Source organism: Streptomyces sp. NPDC050535, assembly GCF_044457665.1.
Taxonomy (GTDB): Bacteria; Actinomycetota; Actinomycetes; order Streptomycetales; family Streptomycetaceae; genus Streptomyces.
In genome coordinates, this window is sequence record NZ_JBITHE010000019.1 from 131,870 (window position 1) to 146,430 (window position 14,561).

The window sequence follows — 14,561 nt, forward strand, 5'->3', positions numbered from 1 at the left end:
ACGCGATCGCCACCGAATAGCCACCGCGCACGGGGGTCGCGGGGAACGGGCCCGGGGGGCGGGGGGGGGCGCTCGCCGCGCCCGCCCCGGCACCCGTCGCCGGCCCGTTCGAGTCACGCCCAGCCGCCGACCAGCACGCGGTGCATCGGCGTGTCCAGCAGGGCGACGCGGTGCAGTCCCACGTCGGCCAGCCACTCGTCGTAGGCGCCGACGGTGTGCGCGTCGCCGCCGCCCGTGGCGAGCATCGAAGCGGCGAACAGCCAGGAGAACCGGTCCTGCACGGATGGCTGCTGGGTGCCGCCGACCACGATCTGGTCGACGATCGCCACCACGCCGTCGTCGGAGAGCGCCTTCGTGGCCCGGCGCATCAACTCCCGGGCCGACTCCGGCGACTGGAGGTGGAAGATGTTGACGAACAGCACCAGGTCGACGCCCTCGCCCCAGTCCTCGCTCCAGAAATCCCCCTGCCGCGGCGTGAACCGGTCCGCCACCGCCAGTTGCTCGCTCTGCCGGGCGGCCAGCGGCACGATGTCCGGCACGTCCAGGCCCACGGCCGTCAGTCCGGGGAACCGGTCCAGCAGCAGGTGGCTGTAGATGCCGGTGCCGCAGCCGACATCGACCATCGCCACGCGCCGGTCGGGCGTCCAGCCCCGATCGGCCAGCGCGCCCGCGAGTACGTCCACGATCGGTGGCGCCCAGAAGTTCAGGCCGCGCACCAGGCTCTGGTAGTGAGCCGTGGAGATCGCGTTGGACGACCGAGACCCGTCGTCGGTGACCGCGCCGGTGCGCACGACGTCCGCGAGATTGCGCCAGGCGTCCCAGGCCAGGAGGCGGTCGTAGCCGATCTTGCCGCTGAGACTGTAGAGCCCGTCCGGCAGCAGGGACTCGCCCAGTCGGTGCGGCAGCGCGTAGGTGACCGTGCCGTCCTCGCCGACGACCCGGGTCACGACGTCGTACGCGGTCAGTGCGTCGAGCAGCACCCGGGTGGCCTGTGGGTCGGTGCCCAACGCCGCGGCGAGTACGTCCCCGGTCGCCGGCTCGGGCGCCAGCCGCTCGAACAGTCCGAGGTCGTGCGCGGCCTCGATGACGCCGGGTGCCCACAGTCCGATGAGGTGTTCGTAGAGCCGGTGGGTCTCCTCGACGACAGTGCGGGCCGTCGGGGACGTGCCCGACAGCAGCGCGGTGTCAACTAGCGGGCGCAGGCTGGGCCTCGCCGGTCCTGAGTTCATCTGGCTGGTCTCCGTGTCGTAGGCATGGGTGGGTTGACGGCTGTCAGCGGCTTACGGAAAAGGGCTCGGCGGCGTATCCCCGGTGGGCCCGCCGGTCCCGGCGTGGCACCGTCGAGGACGGCCATGGCGCCGCGCGTCCTGGTGGCGGCCTGACGGAAGGTGATGCTGCGAGGTCCGTCCAGTACCTCGGCGGTGACCTCCTCGCCGCGGTGTCCGGGCAGGTCGTGCGTGGACACCGCGCCCGGACCGGATCGCCACAGGACCTGGCCACCGTGCTCGTGTACTTCGGTACTTCGGCAGGCTGATGGCCTGCTGGTGTTCTGCGTCGGGGCGGGCGACAACCTTGCGTCCGAGTTGGGCGGGGGACTCACCCGGTCCCGGCACGATGCCGGGGCCGCGGGCCACGCCCTGTTACGGGGATCGCCTGAGTCGGTGCTCGCGGGACGCCATCGTGTTGATCACCGGCATGCTTCCGCGCGGTGCACGAGTGCGGCTCGGTCGGCCTGACCGCGGTACGCGCCGCCCACACTTCGACCGTGCCGACGGCACCTGGCCGGCGTCGGCCGGAATCCCGGCGGCCGGGCCCGCGGGTTGTCGGGCCGGAAGGGGACGAGGTTCGCTCGACCGCGGCGCGCCCGCCGAGAACGCCGTACGTATGGGGGTGGAGGTCTCGCGGAAGCCGACGCCAACGACGGGGCGGCCGGCGCCCGTTCGGCGGCCGGCCCCGTTCTGGGCGGCCGTGCGTCTCGGTGGACGAGGGCGCTCGAGTCGTCCAGAGGCATGGGGCGCCTGGGCTGCTGGATCACCGTAACTCCCTTCGTGTGGTCACCGGTGTCACCCGGTCGGGCGTCGGCGCCGACCCGGCGTCCGGCGCGCGCAGCCGACTGCCTGGACGGGTCGTGATCGGGCGCGGGGTGCCCACCGGCCGGACGGCGAGGAGGCGCGCGGTGGCCGCGCTGAACAGGTCGTTGGCGTAGTCGGGCAGCCCGCCCGCCGTCATGAAAGTGAGGCTTCGGGCCGGCGCGCGCTCCGCCGTCGACGTCGGTCAACCGCTCCTCGCCGCACGGGGCACATCTGCCGGCACTGAACCGCAGAATCGAGTCACGAACTCCGAGGGGGGTCCGGATACGAGAGGGAAACCGAATTTTCCGCGGACGTCGTGCCAGTCGTACCGCATGGCTGATCAGAACAGTTGCGAAGCCGACGTGCGTGCCCCATTCACAGCTCGATTCGACTTCCGAAAGTTGTGCGGTGGAGTGCAAAATTCTGGCAGGAACCCGATTGTCCGTCAATGCCGATCGTGTCGGCGGCCTTCCGATTGCGCGCCGATCGACTTTTCGTGGACGGGACCAGGAATTGCCGGGAATTCCGGCAGCTCTTCCCGTCGAAGTTTTCGGGGTGCCGGTTGTTCCTTCATTGCGGTGGAGATGGCCGCGGATGCGATGAGGGCTCGTTGTCCTGTCAGCAGGACGGTGCGGGTTTGTCGGCTATTCGCCGTGGCATTACCAGGCAAACTCTTTCAGGCTGTTCCGGCCGGTGTCTCAGCCCCGCGAGGCCGGGCCGAACCAGGTGGAGAGGGCGGTCCGGAGCGTGGCGGTGCTGGACGCGCCGCCGGCGGCGGACGCCCAGGCGACATGGCCGTCGGGGCGGACGAGGAGTGCGGCGGGAGCGGGGATCTCGCCGACGGCCGGGACGGGCCAGTGGTCGTCCTCGCTCCTTGCCTCGACGAAGTCGAGGCGATCGGCCCAGCCCTCGGCGGCCGCCGCCACGTCGGCGCTGCCGCGCAGGTCGAGCAGTACGGGGCGGGCGGCATGCAGCAGTTCGTGGACGCGGGTGGTGCCGTCGGGCGTCTTGAGGTCGGCGTCGGGGGCCCGGCGGCCCGCCAGCGGGTGGTCGCAGTCGACCGGGTACCGGATGTCCAGGGCGGTGAGCATGCCGCGCAGATACCGGTTGACGTCGTCGAAGACCATGAGCGAGCCGAACACGTCGCGCAGCGCGTCCGTCTGAGGACCAGGGCGACCCAGGGCCGCCTGCGCCTGGGTGTTGTGCAGAACGCGCTCCGCGACGGGGTGGCGCTCGGCGTGGTAGCTGTCCAGCAGGCTCCCCGGCGCCTGGCCGCGGAGTACCGAGGCGAGCTTCCAGCCGAGGTTGACCGCGTCCTGCACTCCCATGTTCAGCCCTTGACCACCGGCCGGGAAGTGGATGTGTGCCGCGTCGCCGGCGAGCAGCACCCGGCCCTCCTGGTACCGGGCGGCCTGCCGTGCGGCGTCGTTGAACCGTGAGACCCACCGCGGGCCGCGCATGCCGTAGTCGGTGCCCGCGAGCCTGACCAGTGACTCCCGGAGCTGCTCGAACGTCACGGGTTCGTCGGGGTCAGCCGCGACGCGGTCGTACTCGGATGTGATCACCCGGTGCCAGCCCGGCTCGAAGGCGATCGCCGAGAAGTTGCCGTGCGGACCGCGCCGCCCCCAGACGTACTCCTCGGGCAGATCGGGGAGTTCGACGTCGCCGATCAACGCGGTCATCGTCGCCGGAGTGCCGGGGAAGGCGATACCCGACAGCTTGCGCACCGTGCTGTGCCCGCCGTCGCAGCCCACGAGGTAGCGGGCGCGCAGCGTCGCCAGGGCCGCCTCGGTGGTGGTCAGCGAGACCGTCACGCCGGCCTCGTCCTGACTGATTCCGCTCACCTCGGACGACCGGCGCACCCGCACGCCGAGCTCGGCGGCCCTCTCCTCCAGCAGACGCTCGATGGCGGGCTGAAGGATCATCAGCGGATAGGGGTGCCTGGACTCGGACTCGTCGAACTCCAGATAGAGGCCGGAGAAGTGGCCCACCGGCTGCAGTTCGCCGATTGCCAGGAAGCGGTCCAGGAGGCCGCGCTGGTCCAGCACCTCGAGGGTGCGGGAGTGCATCCCCCCGGCTCGCGACTCGCCGGACAGCTCCGCGAGCTTCTCGACCACCACCACGTCGACGCCCGCCAGCCGCAGTTCGCAGGCGAGCATCAAGCCCGTCGGTCCGGCGCCCGCGATCACCACGTCTGTGTCCATGCCGGTATGCCCCACTTCGGCCCCCTCGTTCCGCCGCACGTCCAACGCCGTTGAATCGCCTCCACGTTCACTTAAGTGGAGCAGCGGTTCAAGGCAACGCCGATGCCGGGACGCTGCTGGCCGCTGTCGACTTGCCCTGTCCCGCCGGCGGGACAGGGCTCATGGAGAGGGAAGGGTCCCTGATCCTGTCAGGGTCTCTATTGCGCACGTCTGGGTGATTCGCCCGCAAATGGGCATGCGGTGGCGTTGTCTGCCGCCCAAGCGGAGGCTCGGTCGCTCCGCCATGTCGGAATCCGGGCGGTGGCCCGTGCCGCCGCCGATGGTCGTGAGGCCATCGAGTCGCTCGGGGCGCGGGCGCTCGACTCCGGGGAGGCTCGTCGGCGCGGGTCCGCGGGGCCGGAGGCGCACGTGATCGCGTCGGCGACCTCGAACCGGCCCGCCGGGTGGCGCTCGTCGCTCTGGCCGAGGGCGCCTTCCGCGCGGATCCCGCCGGACCGCCGCGCACGAAACGCGGGGCCCGCGCTGTGCCCAGGCCCGGGCCTACCGGGTCCGGGCCTGGCGCCGGCCGGGCTGGCTCCGGTGGTCCTCGGCGTCCGCGAGCGGGCGGTCAGAGGAGGTCGGTGACCGTCACCGTGACCTGCGCCGGCTCGGCTTCGGTGGGGAAGGTCTTCGCCAGGTACTCCTCCACGGCGCGGCAGGTGGCGCGTGCGACGTCCACCGTGCGGGCCTGCCTGCGCGCGACGAGGTGAATCTCGACATGCCACGGCTCGGCGCTGCTGAGCCTGCTCATCCGCACCCCGGCGGGAGGCGTCCCGACCGTGGCTCGTTCCGGGCGGGACAGGACGGAGCGCAGCCGTCCGGAGAGCCCGGGCTTGAGGAAGGCCACGCCCGGCACGCTCTCCACGGCCCGCGCCACCTCGTCGATGAGCGTGGTGTGCGCGGTGTACTGAGTCATGAGGTGCTGCCCTCCTGACCGCCGGCCGGGGTGTCGACGAGGTCGGTGATACGGATGTCCACTGCCGTCACGTCCATGCCTAGCTCCGTGTCCGCGGCCCCGCGCACCCGCCCGCGAACCTGTTCGGCGAGATCCGGCAGCGAGGCGTCGGCCGGCGCGTGGATGTCGAGGCGGACCTCGACCGGGCCGGTGAGGGCGTCGTCCGAGGCGGAAGGGGAGAGGGAGGCGGAAGGGGAGACCAGGCGGCAGGAACCCGCGCGTACCCCTGGCACGGTCTCGGCCGCAGCGCGCAGAGTCCGGGCGGCCACCGCTTCCATGATCCAGAGGTCCTCGGCGGGTTCGCCCAGGGGCAGCGGACGACCGGGGCGCAGTTCGAGCCGTACGACGTCCATGACGCGCCGCGTCACCGAGGTCGCGTCGTACTCCGCGGAGTCCGCCGGGTCGTCGCGCAGGTTGCGTACGGCCGATTCCAGCTGGTCGAGACCCGCCACGGCCTCCCGGCAGTGCGGGCAGGCCGTCAGATGCGGATCGCCGGCCTGCTGCTCCCAGGCCTCCCAGACCTGGGACAGCAGCCGTCCGCACGGCAGCTGCTCGTCGTCGTCCGTGCCGCCGGTGTACGCGTTGGGCGGGTCGGTGTGAGCGGTCATCGCCAGGCCCCCATTGCTTGTGTCAGGCAGCGTCGTGCACGGAAGACGCGGGCGCGGACAGCCTCCTGGCTGATTCCGACCGCGTCCGCGATGAATTCGTAGGACTGGCCATCCAATTCTCGCAGCACCCAGCAGGCGCGCTGTTCGGCGGTCAGCAGGCCGAGGGCTTCCCGTAGTCCACGGACCGCGTCGCGGGCCTCGGCGATCCTGGCGGGGGAGGCGTCCCACTCGGGCGCCGGTACGTCTCCCGCCGCCTCCAGGGGTGCCTCGGGTCTGCGGGCACGCAGCACGTTCAGGCAGCGGTTGGTGACGATGCGGTACATCCAGGTGCCGAAGGCCGCGCGGCCGTGGAACTCCGGAAGCCGTCGCCAGGCACTGATGAACGCCTCCTGCACGGCGTCCTCAGCCTCCGTGCGCGTCCCCAGCAGGCGCGTGGCCAGCCGGATCAGCGAGGGGGCGTGGCGCTGCACGAGAGTGGCGAAGGCGTCCTCGTCGCCCTCGGCGGCCCGTACCGCCAGCAGCGCGTCGGTCACCTCGTCCTCCGTGTCCGGCGGCGCGGTCTGTGTGCGGGGCACCGCCACGGGGCGGCTCCTCTCGTCTCGTCCTGAACCGTTGGACACCTCTGGGCGCGTCCTGTGACGCGGAACTTCGGAAGCCGGGCGCGCGGGGGCCGTATTTCACCGGATCGGGCGGCCGACCAATCCGCTCGGCGCTCCGGTCCGGATTCCCCCGCGACGTACGACGAGGAGAAGCTGAGGTGAGCGGTCATGTCGGCACTCTTCCGTATCCGGGTCCTCGCGACGTCCGGCACCCGGCTCTGGTGTGCCGTGGCGGGACGCCTGACCATCCGCACCAGCGGCGCCCTGCATGACGAGCTGACCGACAGGTGCGCCGGAGCGTCCGTCGTCGTCCTGGACCTGCGGGAGATCCAACTCCCCGTGGACGGCGCCCTGCCGGCGCCGCCGTGGCCGGACGGACCCCACGCCGTCCACCTCCTGGCCCCGGCCTCCCTGCGAGGAAGCACGGCCCTGGACGCACGCGTCCACTGGCACGCGGACACGGACACCGCCTGGTCGGCCTGGTGCGCTCCACCCCTGTGAAGACCCGGTGGACCGGGATTCTGCGGGTATCCGCGTCACAGAGGCGTTCAGGACGGGTCTACCGGAGTGAGAGCAGCCCGATAGCCGACAGAGAGGACATGCCATGACCACCCAGACCGCACCGACCGCCAAGGACGTATCCGTCCCGCAGACCAACAGGCCGGCCCAGACCACCACCGCGCTGACCGGAGGCGTCGCCGGTGCGGACCAGCCGGCCGCCAACCGGGGCAGGACGTCGATCGCCGACGTCGTCGTGGTGAAGGTGGCGGGCATCGCCGCCCGGGAGATCCCGGGCGTGTACGACATGGGCGGCGGCCTCTCCCGCACCATCGGCGCCGTCCGCGACCGGGTACCGGGCGGCCGGCCGAACGTCGGCCGCGGAGTGAAGGTCGAGGTCGGCGAGCGCCAGACGGCCATCGACCTCGACCTCGTGGTGGAGTACGGCGTCCCGATCACGGACGTGGCCCGCGACGTGCGGGAGAACGTCATCTCCGCGGTGGAGCGCGTCACCGGCCTGGACGTGGTGGAGGTGAACGTCACCGTCAACGACGTGCACCTGCCGGAGGACGACTCCGAGCCGACGGCGGTGGATTCCCGCGTGGAGTGAGCGATACGGCGGGTGACAGGGACTGACAGCCGTTCAGAGAGAGGAGCAGCCAGTGAGCAGATCGTTCGTCGGGATGGTGGCCGGGATGGCGTTGGCCTTCGCCGGATTCTTCGGCGGGTTCGGGGCGTTCCTGCTCGTGGCCGCACTGGGCGGCCTCGGGTGGGCGGCGGGCCGGTGGTTCGACGACGGGGGCCGGGTCCAGGACCTGCGGGACGGCTACGGGCGGAGCCGTCGATGACCGCGCCCGGCCTGCGGGGAACGACGATCATCTCGGACAAGGCGGTCCGCAGGATCGCCGAACGGGCGGCCACCGAGGCGCTCCCGGGTCCGGGCGCCTCCACCACGAAGGGGTCGGCCACGGTGAGCGGTCGCCGGGCGGACGTCGCCGTCGAGGTGACCCTGCCCTACCCGACGGGCCTGCCCGAGGCCGTCCGCAGCCTCCAGGACCATGTCACCGGCCGTACAAGGCAGTTGACCGGCCTCGACGTCAACAGACCCCGGGTGGGCGTCACCGCCCTCACCCCGCTGCGCGGCGCCGACGCCCCCGTGTCGTCGGCCTACCCCCGCACGGAGACGGTCGCCGCGGTCCGGACGCCGCGGCGGTCGTGGTCGCGGCGACGGCTGCCGATGGCGCTGCTCACCCTGGGCGCGGCCATGGCCTGCGGCGCCCTGGCGGTCGATCTGATCCGGGTGCACGCGGCCCACCGCCCGCCCGCGGCCTGGCGCACCGGCACTCTTCACTGGCTGTCGGGGCACGGCCCCGGTGACCCGGCCGTCCTCGCCGGTGCCTGCGCGGTCGCCCTTCTCGGCCTGCTGTTGTGCACCCTGGCTCTGGCCCCCGGGCACCGCCGACTGCTCGCGGTCACCTCGCCCGCGCCACACCTGCGCGCGGCCGTCGACCGTGCCACGGTCGCCGCCCTCGTCAGGGACGCCGTGGGCGAAACGGACGGCATCGGCCCGGTGAAGGTCCGTGTGCGGCGCCGCCGGGTCACCGTCCGGGCCGGCCTCGCCTTCGGCGACCGCACCACCGCGCTCGACACGGTCCGGAACACGGCCCGCCGGGTGCTGGCAGACTGCGCCCTGCGCCGTACGCCGAGATTGAGCGTCACGGTCCGGCCCGAGACCGCCTGGAATCCCGGGACGGCCGAGGACAGCGGGGGAGCGGGACGTCCCCTGTCCACCGTGGACGGGCAGACGGCCACCGAAGGAGCGAACCAGTGACGCACGGCCTCCGCCCCGGCCTCAACCGGGCCGTCCTGGCGACCGTCGGCCTGGTACTCCTCCTCGGTGGAGTCTGGCTGGCGATCACCCCTGCCTCCTGGGCACCGAGCCTTCCGGGCCGGTGGCCCGACCCGGGCTCGCACACCGCTCTTCTGGACGCGGAGCGCCTCACCGGACTCCGTACGCACGGCTGGTGGACGCCCACGGTCATGGCGGCGTCGATCGCGGCGACCGTACTCTTCGCACTCTGGTGTGCCGGGCAACTGCGCGGCGGATCCCGTCCCCTCGTGCCGCTGTCCGCGCCGGGCAGCGCCCTGCGGACCCGGGCACTGGAGGATGTCGTGACCCAGCAGGCCGCCGCCATCGGTGGCGTCGCCCGCTGCCGCACCCGTGTGCTCGTACGACGAAGGCATCTGTACGTACGCCTGCACGTGTGGCTCCAGCCGAGCGCCACCCCCGCCGCAGTCCTGCCCGACCTCACCGCGCTCGCCGCACAGACGGAGACAGCCATCACGCCCTACCTCGTCCGCACGGAGGTCCGCTTCGCCGTGCGTTCCCACCGCATGCCGCATGTCCGCTGAACCGCGGCCGGCACCCGCGGGCCGCCCCTCCCGAGTGCTCGCCCCGATACGCCGCGGCAACCCCGTGCCCGTCTCATGGGGACCCGCCCTGCGCCGCACTCCGATGTCGATGTGGGACGACGACGTGACCGACTACGCCGCCGCCCTCACCTACTACTCCATCCTCGCCGTACTGCCCTCCCTGCTGGTCACCGTCATCGCGTTCAGCCTGATCAGCCCGGACACGGCCGAGGACTTCATCGCCCACGTCAGCGCCTACGCGCCCGCCCAGTCGGGCGAGGAGTTGCACGACGTGCTGGCCCGGACGCTGCGGGACGGCTCGACCGCCTGGACGCTGCTGTGCGGCGGCATCGTGAGCGCCCTGTGGTCCGCCTGCAGCTACCTCGCCGTCTTCCGCCGTGCCCTGCACCGCATGCACGATGTGGCCGACCGCCGCTCCTCCTTGCGCAAGGTGCCCCGCATCGTGCTCACCGCTCTCGTCCTGCTCGGTCTGCTGCTCGTCTGCGCCCTGGTCCTGCTGCTCACCGGGCCGGTCGCCGAATCGCTCGGCGGTGCTCTCGGGCTCGACGGCATCGCCGCGTGGGGCTGGACCCTCCTGCGCTGGCCGCTGATGCTCTGCCTGGTGGCGCTGCTGGTCGTCGTCGTCTTCCACACCGGCCCGCCGTCGGCCCGGCGACGCGGGCACAGCCTGCCCGGCGGTGCGCTGGCGGCCGCACTGTGGCTCATCGGCTCCGCCGGCTTCGCCCTCTACACCTCCGTACTGAGCACCTACAGCAGGCTCTACGGCTCCCTCGCGGGCGCAGTCGTCTTCCTCATCTGGCTGTGGCTCGCCAACCTCGCCCTGCTCGCCGGCGCCCAGTTCACCGCCGAACTGAACAAGGAGAGCGAATCAGCGGCGGGCCGGCTCCGGACACCTTTGGTGTGACGTACGTCATCGCCGGGCGCGGGAACTCGGCGCCCCGCCCGGCCGACTCCTGGAGCGACAGGGCGTCAACCGCCCTGTTCCGCAGGACGGTTCGACGCGACCAGGAAGGCCGAGCATGGCCGAGTTCGGACAGCCTCCCCGCCTCGTGGGTGTGACTCCGCGCAGGCCGCTGCCGCCGCGCGCGCTCTGCGGGTTCTTGCTGCTTCTCGCACTGTTGTTCTCGGTGTCGTACGCCGTCGGATCGGCCGCCGGACCGGTGGCGCCCGGCATGCACGGCACCGGGAGCACGGGGAGTGGCGAAGGGGGAGACGGCGGCAGCGGTGGCGGGGGCGGCATGGAGGACATGCCGGGGACGCACGGGAGTGGTGAGTGATGACGGCCGAACCGGTGGCGGGCCTGGTGGTGACGGACCTGACGGTCGGCGGCATGACCTGCGCGGCCTGCGTCCGGCGGGTGGAGAAGAAGCTCGCGAAGCTGGACGGGGTCACGGCGACCGTGAACCTGGCGACCGGGCTCGCCCGGGTCAGCCATCCGGAGAGTGTTCTCCCCGAGCACCTCGTCGCGGCCGTCGAACAGGCGGGCTACCAGGGCGCTTTGCCCGTACCGCCCGCCCGCGAAGACGAGCCGACGCCGGCGGACGACCCGGACGGGGCCAGGGCCGCCGCCCGGCAGGAACGCGAGCGGCTCCTCGTCACGGTGCTGCTCGCCTTCCCGGTCCTGGTGCTGTCGATGGTGCCTGATCTCCAGTTCCGCAACTGGCAGTGGTTCTGCTTCATGCTGGCCGCCCCGGTCGCGGTGTGGAGCGCCTGGCCGTTCCACACGCGGGCGGTACGGGGGCTGCGCCACTCCACGGCCACCATGGACACCCTCGTCTCGATGGGCGTGGTCGCGTCCTTCTCCTGGTCGGCCTACGCGCTGTTCCTCGGCGGAGCGGGTGAGCCGGGGATGCGGATGCCGTTCAGTCTGCTGCCGTCCGCGTCGGACGGCCCGGCGCACGTCTATCTCGAAGCCGCGGTGAGCGTGCCGCTGTTCGTGCTGACAGGACGGTTCCTGGAGGCACGGGCGCGGCGCGGGACGGGAGCGGCCCTGCGGGCACTGGCGGAACTGGCCGCCAAGGAGGTGTCGGTCCGCGACGAGCACGGCGAGCGCTCCATCCCCGTCGAACGGCTGCGCGTGGGGCAGGTTTTCGTGGTGCGTCCCGGCGAACGGGCCGCCACCGACGGGCGGGTGACGGAGGGCAGCTCCGCGGTGGACCTCTCCCTGGTCACCGGTGAGAGCGAGCCCATCGAGGTGAGCCCCGGCTCGGCACTGGTCGGCGGGGCCGTCAACGCCGGCGGGCTGCTCCTCGTACGCGCCACCGCGGTCGGAGCGGACACGCAACTCGCGCGCATCACACGGCTGGTGACGGACGCTCAGGCGGGGAAGGCGCGGGCGCAGCGGCTGGCCGACGCGGTGGCCGGGGCGTTCGTCCCCGTAGTGCTGGCCGTCGCGGTGACCGTCCTCGGCTTCTGGCTCGGTGCCGGGGCCGATCCACAGGCCGCGATCACGGCCTGTGTGGCGGTGCTCGTCGTGGCCTGCCCCTGCGCGCTGGGCCTGGCCACCCCGACCGCCCTGCTGGCCGCGACCGGACGCGGGGCACAACTGGGCGTACTGGTGAGCGGCCCCCAGACGCTGGAGGCCCTGCGACACGTGGACACGGTCGTGCTGGACAAGACCGGCACCCTGACCTCCGGCCACATGACCGTCGCCCGGATGACCGCCGTCCCGGACGGGCTCGGGCAGGACACCGTGCTCCGGCTGGCCGGTGCCGTGGAACAGGGCTCCGAGCATCCGCTCGGCCGGGCGATCACCGCCTACGCCCGCCGCGCCGCCGACGCGGAATCCCTGCCCGTCGTACGGGACTTCACCGCGACCCCGGGCCGCGGGGTCCGGGGCCGGGCGGACGGCCGTACGGTCGAGGTACTGGTACCGGACGACGAACTGCCGCCCGTACTGGCGGACGCCCTCACCGCCGCCGAGCGCGCGGCGCACACGCCCGTCCTCGTGCGCGTGGACGGTGTGGCCGAGGCGCTGATCGAGGTCGGCGACATCGTACGGCCCGGCAGTTACCGGGCAGTTGACCGGCTGCGCCGGCTCGGTATCCGTCCGGTGCTGGCCACCGGCGACCGCGAGGCGCCGGCACGGGCCGTGGCAGCCGCCCTCGGCATCGACGAGGTGCACGCGCGCTGCTCCCCCGAGGACAAGGCCGCGCTGGTACGGCGGCTCAGGGAGGAAGGCGGGCGGGTCGCGGTCGTCGGCGACGGGGTGAACGACGCGGCCGCGCTCGCCGGCGCCGACCTGGGCATCGCCATGGGCGGCGGCGCCGACGTGGCCATCGGGGCGGCCGATCTGACCCTGGTGCGCGGGGACATCGAGGCTCTCGGTGACGCCGTCCGGCTAGCCCGGCGCACCCTGGGCACGATCCGCGTCAACCTGGTGTGGGCCTTCGGCTACAACGTCGTCACCGTGCCGCTCGCCATGGTCGGGCTGCTCAACCCCATGGTCGCCGCCGCCGCGATGTCGGCCAGTTCGGTGCTGGTGGTGGCCAACAGCCTGCGGCTGCGCGCCTGGCAGCCCTCGCCCGCCCGCGGCCCCGGGGCACGGTCCGGAGAGGCGGGCGTCCGATGAGGGAGACCCTCGCCCGGCTGTCGTCGCGGATCACCGACCGGCGCCGGCTCACGGACACCGCCCTGGCCGTCCTCGTACCCGTCGCCGCGTGCAGCGTGGCCCTGGCGGGTCTGACCGCCTGGACGAGCACGGGCAGAGCCGGCAGCCCGGCGGACATGCGTGTCACCGACGGGCGCGTCCTGCTCCCGTCCGCCGGAGTCCCGGAGACCGCGGCCTTCTTCCGCATCGCCAACGAAGGCGGCTCCGCCGACCGTCTGATTCGGGTCACCTCGCCCGCCGCACCCGGCGGCGTCGCCCTCGCCCAGCACCGGATGAAGGGGGAGAGCACGGCCTACCGCGCCACGCTCGACTCCGTCCCGGTACCGGCGGGCGACAGCCTCGCGATGTCCCCGGACGGGGTGGACCTGACGGTCTCCGCGCCGGCCCGGAAATGGAGTGCGGGCGACCTCGTGCCGTTCACCCTGGAGTTCCGCCACAGCGGCCGGGTGAAGGTCCTCGCTGTCGTGGTGCGTCCAGGCACGGTCTCGTTCCCGTAGTCGCACCGGCCGGCCGTACGCGATGGGCAGGGGCTCCAAGTCCTTTGGCGCGATGGCAAGTTGACGGAAGCCCGCGGGAACTCGCCCGCCGTCGCGTCCGACTACTGGTGCGACAGCGCGGGTCGGTATCCGCTCGCGGCACCGGTCAGGAGGGGGCTGTATGACACCGGAGATAGAGAACGCCTTCGCGGCGATCAGAGGCGACCACGGCGCGGACTCCGTCAGGCGAGTGGAAAGGATGCTGGAGCCCGGGGGAGGGCGACCACGGCACCCGCTCCAGGCAGGGGCCAAGTGGATCCTGCCGGGACTGTCCCCCACTCCCTGGCACGACCCGAACGCCTACCCCGAACTGGCCCCGGTCGTCCGGGCGCTGGAATCCGCGCACCCGGCCGTCAAGGAGGAGCTCGGTTCCGCCTGGGCGGCCCGGCGGGAAGCCTTCTCGGACTACGAGCACTATCTGACCCGGCAGGAGAACTGGCAGGCGCTCTATCTGTACCGGGGCGGGGCGCCGGTCGAGGAATCGGCCGGCATCGTGCCCACCGCGTACAAGGTGCTCACGGAGTTCGCCGTCGACACCGAGAAGATATGCCCTCTGCTGGAATGCCACTTCTCCACCCTGCTGCCCGGGGCGGCCATCGCACCGCATTGCGACCTGTGGAACTTCAGCATCAATCTGCATCTCGCCGTGGACATTCCCGACGGATGCAGCATCACGGTGGCGGGTGAGACCCGTCCGTGGGAAGAGGGGAAATGCCTGCTCTTCGACTACTCGTTCGAGCATGAGGCGCGCAATGACGGCGACCGTCCGCGGACCTGCCTGCTCGTGGACCTCTGGCACCCGGAAACGACCATTCCGGAGAGGCGCGCGCTGGTCGCGCTCATGACGGAGATCAGGCGGCTCATGGGAGAGAACTGACCAGCTGAAGTCTGTCTCCGACGGGAAACGGTATCCGGCAGTTCCACACTGCCGGAATTCAGGGCTGCCGAAAAATGGAATTCAATACTCTCGGCAAATGTTTTCGAGCGCCCATTCTCAAGCCTTCTCC

General features: G+C 72.3%; 17 protein-coding genes. 10 read left to right on the forward strand and 7 right to left on the reverse strand.

Features of this window, described 5'->3' with window-relative positions:
• Nucleotides 1-113 precede the first annotated feature (113 nt).
• The 7 genes from ACIBLC_RS32300 to ACIBLC_RS32330 all read right to left on the reverse strand — a co-directional run bounded on the left by ACIBLC_RS32300 (nt 114) and on the right by ACIBLC_RS32330 (nt 6,459).
• Nucleotides 114-1,229: a methyltransferase gene (locus ACIBLC_RS32300; RefSeq protein ID WP_399214891.1), complete on the reverse strand. Its 1,116-nt coding sequence runs from the start codon at nt 1,227-1,229 to the stop codon at nt 114-116.
• Entirely contained in the window at nt 1,226-1,600 is a 375-nt protein-coding gene (locus ACIBLC_RS32305) for a hypothetical protein (RefSeq protein ID WP_399214892.1), read from the reverse strand. The genes ACIBLC_RS32300 and ACIBLC_RS32305 overlap by 4 nt, the downstream gene beginning before the upstream one ends.
• Before the next feature lie 431 nt (nt 1,601-2,031).
• Nucleotides 2,032-2,229: a hypothetical protein gene (locus tag ACIBLC_RS32310; RefSeq protein ID WP_399214893.1), complete on the reverse strand. Its 198-nt coding sequence runs from the start codon at nt 2,227-2,229 to the stop codon at nt 2,032-2,034.
• Between the two features lie 541 nt (nt 2,230-2,770).
• The gene (locus tag ACIBLC_RS32315; RefSeq protein WP_399214894.1) at nt 2,771-4,276 is read right to left on the reverse strand and encodes an FAD-dependent monooxygenase; all 1,506 of its coding nucleotides are present in this window, start codon (nt 4,274-4,276) and stop codon (nt 2,771-2,773) included.
• A 607-nt stretch (nt 4,277-4,883) separates the two neighbouring features.
• Nucleotides 4,884-5,231 (reverse strand): hypothetical protein, encoded by a 348-nt coding sequence (locus ACIBLC_RS32320; RefSeq protein ID WP_399214895.1) that lies wholly within the window; start codon nt 5,229-5,231, stop codon nt 4,884-4,886.
• On the reverse strand, nt 5,228-5,878 hold the full coding sequence (locus ACIBLC_RS32325; RefSeq protein ID WP_399214896.1) for an Asp23/Gls24 family envelope stress response protein: 651 nt from the start codon (nt 5,876-5,878) through the stop codon (nt 5,228-5,230). The genes ACIBLC_RS32320 and ACIBLC_RS32325 overlap by 4 nt, the downstream gene beginning before the upstream one ends.
• Nucleotides 5,875-6,459 carry an RNA polymerase sigma factor gene (locus ACIBLC_RS32330; protein WP_399214897.1) on the reverse strand — a complete coding sequence of 195 codons (585 nt, stop codon included), beginning with the start codon at nt 6,457-6,459 and terminating at the stop codon, nt 5,875-5,877. Before ACIBLC_RS32330 ends, ACIBLC_RS32325 begins: the two co-directional genes overlap by 4 nt.
• Nucleotides 6,460-6,645: 186 nt before the next feature.
• Between ACIBLC_RS32330 and ACIBLC_RS32335 the strand changes: the two genes are divergently transcribed.
• The 10 genes from ACIBLC_RS32335 to ACIBLC_RS32380 all read left to right on the forward strand — a co-directional run bounded on the left by ACIBLC_RS32335 (nt 6,646) and on the right by ACIBLC_RS32380 (nt 14,431).
• The gene (locus tag ACIBLC_RS32335; RefSeq protein ID WP_399214898.1) at nt 6,646-6,978 is read left to right on the forward strand and encodes a hypothetical protein; all 333 of its coding nucleotides are present in this window, start codon (nt 6,646-6,648) and stop codon (nt 6,976-6,978) included.
• Between the two features lie 103 nt (nt 6,979-7,081).
• Complete coding sequence (locus ACIBLC_RS32340; protein ID WP_399214899.1) at nt 7,082-7,585, forward strand: Asp23/Gls24 family envelope stress response protein; 504 nt, start codon at nt 7,082-7,084, stop codon at nt 7,583-7,585.
• 52 nt (nt 7,586-7,637) lie between these two features.
• Nucleotides 7,638-7,823, forward strand: coding sequence for a hypothetical protein (locus ACIBLC_RS32345; RefSeq protein ID WP_399214926.1), 186 nt, complete (start codon nt 7,638-7,640; stop codon nt 7,821-7,823).
• Entirely contained in the window at nt 7,820-8,806 is a 987-nt protein-coding gene (locus ACIBLC_RS32350; protein ID WP_399214900.1) for a DUF6286 domain-containing Asp23/Gls24 family envelope stress response protein, read from the forward strand. Before ACIBLC_RS32345 ends, ACIBLC_RS32350 begins: the two co-directional genes overlap by 4 nt.
• Nucleotides 8,803-9,387: a hypothetical protein gene (locus tag ACIBLC_RS32355; RefSeq protein WP_399214901.1), complete on the forward strand. Its 585-nt coding sequence runs from the start codon at nt 8,803-8,805 to the stop codon at nt 9,385-9,387. The genes ACIBLC_RS32350 and ACIBLC_RS32355 overlap by 4 nt, the downstream gene beginning before the upstream one ends.
• Nucleotides 9,377-10,312, forward strand: a complete 936-nt coding sequence (locus ACIBLC_RS32360) for a YihY/virulence factor BrkB family protein (RefSeq protein ID WP_399214902.1) — start codon at nt 9,377-9,379, stop codon at nt 10,310-10,312. The genes ACIBLC_RS32355 and ACIBLC_RS32360 overlap by 11 nt, the downstream gene beginning before the upstream one ends.
• Nucleotides 10,313-10,427: 115 nt before the next feature.
• Nucleotides 10,428-10,685, forward strand: a complete 258-nt coding sequence (locus ACIBLC_RS32365) for a hypothetical protein (RefSeq protein ID WP_399214903.1) — start codon at nt 10,428-10,430, stop codon at nt 10,683-10,685.
• On the forward strand, nt 10,685-12,979 hold the full coding sequence (locus ACIBLC_RS32370) for a heavy metal translocating P-type ATPase (protein ID WP_399214904.1): 2,295 nt from the start codon (nt 10,685-10,687) through the stop codon (nt 12,977-12,979). The genes ACIBLC_RS32365 and ACIBLC_RS32370 overlap by 1 nt, the downstream gene beginning before the upstream one ends.
• A complete protein-coding gene (locus tag ACIBLC_RS32375; protein WP_399214905.1) occupies nt 12,976-13,515 on the forward strand; it encodes a copper chaperone PCu(A)C in 540 nt (179 codons plus the stop codon). The genes ACIBLC_RS32370 and ACIBLC_RS32375 overlap by 4 nt, the downstream gene beginning before the upstream one ends.
• 160 nt (nt 13,516-13,675) lie before the next feature.
• Nucleotides 13,676-14,431, forward strand: coding sequence for an aspartyl/asparaginyl beta-hydroxylase domain-containing protein (locus ACIBLC_RS32380; RefSeq protein ID WP_399214906.1), 756 nt, complete (start codon nt 13,676-13,678; stop codon nt 14,429-14,431).
• The last annotated feature ends 130 nt before the right edge of the window (nt 14,432-14,561 follow it).

Coding starts and splice junctions, on each gene's coding strand:
- ACIBLC_RS32300 (WP_399214891.1), bottom strand. CDS start 1,229: ATGAACTCAGGACCGGCGAGGCCCAGCCTGCGCCCGCTAGTTGACACC.
- ACIBLC_RS32310 (WP_399214893.1), bottom strand. CDS start 2,229: ATGACGGCGGGCGGGCTGCCCGACTACGCCAACGACCTGTTCAGCGCG.
- ACIBLC_RS32315 (WP_399214894.1), bottom strand. CDS start 4,276: ATGGACACAGACGTGGTGATCGCGGGCGCCGGACCGACGGGCTTGATG.
- ACIBLC_RS32320 (WP_399214895.1), bottom strand. CDS start 5,231: ATGACTCAGTACACCGCGCACACCACGCTCATCGACGAGGTGGCGCGG.
- ACIBLC_RS32325 (WP_399214896.1), bottom strand. CDS start 5,878: ATGACCGCTCACACCGACCCGCCCAACGCGTACACCGGCGGCACGGAC.
- ACIBLC_RS32335 (WP_399214898.1), top strand. CDS start 6,646: ATGTCGGCACTCTTCCGTATCCGGGTCCTCGCGACGTCCGGCACCCGG.
- ACIBLC_RS32340 (WP_399214899.1), top strand. CDS start 7,082: ATGACCACCCAGACCGCACCGACCGCCAAGGACGTATCCGTCCCGCAG.
- ACIBLC_RS32350 (WP_399214900.1), top strand. CDS start 7,820: ATGACCGCGCCCGGCCTGCGGGGAACGACGATCATCTCGGACAAGGCG.
- ACIBLC_RS32360 (WP_399214902.1), top strand. CDS start 9,377: ATGTCCGCTGAACCGCGGCCGGCACCCGCGGGCCGCCCCTCCCGAGTG.
- ACIBLC_RS32365 (WP_399214903.1), top strand. CDS start 10,428: ATGGCCGAGTTCGGACAGCCTCCCCGCCTCGTGGGTGTGACTCCGCGC.
- ACIBLC_RS32370 (WP_399214904.1), top strand. CDS start 10,685: ATGACGGCCGAACCGGTGGCGGGCCTGGTGGTGACGGACCTGACGGTC.
- ACIBLC_RS32375 (WP_399214905.1), top strand. CDS start 12,976: ATGAGGGAGACCCTCGCCCGGCTGTCGTCGCGGATCACCGACCGGCGC.
- ACIBLC_RS32380 (WP_399214906.1), top strand. CDS start 13,676: ATGACACCGGAGATAGAGAACGCCTTCGCGGCGATCAGAGGCGACCAC.